Source organism: Micromonospora sp. M51 (genome assembly GCF_018070305.1).
Classification (GTDB): domain Bacteria; phylum Actinomycetota; class Actinomycetes; order Mycobacteriales; family Micromonosporaceae; genus Micromonospora; species Micromonospora parva.
This window is the reverse complement of the sequence record NZ_JAGPXZ010000983.1, coordinates 1-1,932: the sequence shown is the minus strand read 5'-3', so window position 1 is coordinate 1,932 and position 1,932 is coordinate 1. Positions and strand designations below refer to the sequence as shown.

Annotated in this window: 2 protein-coding genes; both read left to right on the top strand. The window is 72.9% G+C overall.

Annotation, left to right across the window (positions count from 1 at the left end; translation table 11 throughout):
- Positions 1 to 316 precede the first annotated feature (316 nt).
- Positions 317 to 1,234 (top strand): methylenetetrahydrofolate reductase [NAD(P)H], encoded by a 918-nt coding sequence (gene metF / locus KBX53_RS31540; protein ID WP_210863416.1) that lies wholly within the window; start codon positions 317 to 319, stop codon positions 1,232 to 1,234.
- A 44-nt stretch (positions 1,235 to 1,278) separates the two neighbouring features.
- Positions 1,279 to 1,932 (top strand): CDP-alcohol phosphatidyltransferase family protein (locus tag KBX53_RS31535; RefSeq protein WP_210863414.1); only part of this gene is annotated, 654 nt, incomplete at its 3' end.

Below are 1,932 nucleotides of genomic sequence, written 5' to 3'. Positions count from 1 at the left end.
GCTGACCCCCGCACGGGACCCCGGGGCCACCCCCGCCGCCCCTCCCGCACCGACAATTTCTACCCCGGAGGTACGACGCCTTTCCGCCCGCCGCCCCGGCGCGGTGCGCCACCGCCCGCCCCGGCGCACAACGCGACGCCGGCCAACGGGTCAGCGCGGTGCGACGCCGCCTGTCGGCTCAGCGCGGATCAGGCGACCTCGCCAACCAGGTGAGCGCCCGACCGACACCGGCCACCGGGTCGGGCGGACCGGGCGGCGTCGGCCGCTGGATGGGAAGGGCCTGGGTCCTGTTGGCGTCGACCGCTAGAGTCGGAGCGTGGCGCTCGGTCTTCCCTCGACACTCCCCAATCCGCAGCCGGCGATCGGGGAGCTCATTCGTGAGCACCAGCCGACCTTCTCGTTCGAGTTCTTCCCGCCCAAGACCGAGGCGGGGGAGCTGCTGCTCTGGCAGGCCATCCGCGAGCTGGAGTCGCTGCGCCCGTCGTTCGTGTCGATCACGTACGGCGCGGGCGGCTCGACCCGGGACACCACCGTGGCGGTGACCGAGCGGATCGCCACCGAGACCACCCTGCTGCCGATGGCCCACCTGACCGCGGTCAACCACTCGGTCGCCGAGCTGCGGCACGTGGTCGGCCGGCTCGCCGGGGTGGGGGTGCGCAACGTGCTGGCCGTTCGGGGTGACCCTCCGGGCAACCCGAGCGGCGAGTGGATCCGCCACCCCGAGGGGGTGGACTACGCCGAGGACCTGGTCCGGTTGGTGCGTGACGCCGGTGACTTCAGCGTCGGCGTGGCGGCCTTCCCGTACAAGCACCCGCGCTCGCCCGACGTGGCCAGCGACACCGCCCAGTTCGTCAGCAAGTGTCGGGCCGGCGCGGAGTTCGCGATCACCCAGATGTTCTTCGACGCCGACGACTACCTGCGGTTACGCGACCGGGTGGCCGCCGCCGGCTGTGACACCCCGATCCTGGCCGGGGTGATGCCGGTGACCCAGATCGGCACCATCGAACGGTCCGTGCAGCTGTCCGGTGCGCCGTTCCCGCCGGCGTTGGCGGCCCGCTTCGAGCGCGTCGCCGACGACCCGGACGCCGTCCGCCGGCTCGGCATCGAGCAGGCCAGCGAGATGTGCCGCCGACTGCTGGACGAGGGCGTGCCGGGAATCCACTTCATCACCCTCAACCGGTCCACGGCGACCCGTGAGGTCTGGCAGAACCTGAAAGCCGGCGCGCGCGTGTGAACACTGCGCCTGCGACACCTGTTGCCCGGCGCGACGGTTGATCCGTGGTGGGCACACAGCTGAACTGGGATCAGTACGCCACGGCGTGGGCGCGGCTGCACGGCGGGTTCGACCCTCGGGTCGCGGCGCCGGTGGTGCGTGCCTGGCTGCGATTCGCGTACCACGTCGGATATGTGCTGGGCCGACTGCGGGTCAGCCCCACCGCGGTCACCGTGGCCGGGGTGCTGCTCTGCTTCTGCGTACCGTTGCTGGTGAGCCGGCCGGGGGACGGGCCGTTCCTCGGTGCGCTGTTCGTGCTGCTCGCCGCCGTGGCGGACAGCGTGGACGGTGCGGTGGCGGTCGCCACCGGCCGCACCACCCGGCTGGGCTACGTCTACGACTCGGTCGCCGACCGGCTCGGTGAGGTGGCGTGGCTGCTGGCGTTCTGGCTGGTGGGCGCACCAGGTGGGCTGGTCGTCGCGGGCGGCGCGCTGTCCTGGCTGCACGAGTACGTCCGGGCGCGGGCGGTCGCCGCCGGTATGCGGGAGATCGGTGCGGTGACAGTGGGCGAACGCCCCACCCGGGTCTCGGTGGCGCTGGCCGGCTTGCTGGTCGCCGGGCTGGCCGGGCTGATCGAGCCGGACCTGGCCGCCGGCACCATCACCATGGCGACAGCGGTCTGGGTGCTGCTGGCCGGATTCGGCCTGGGGCAACTGCTC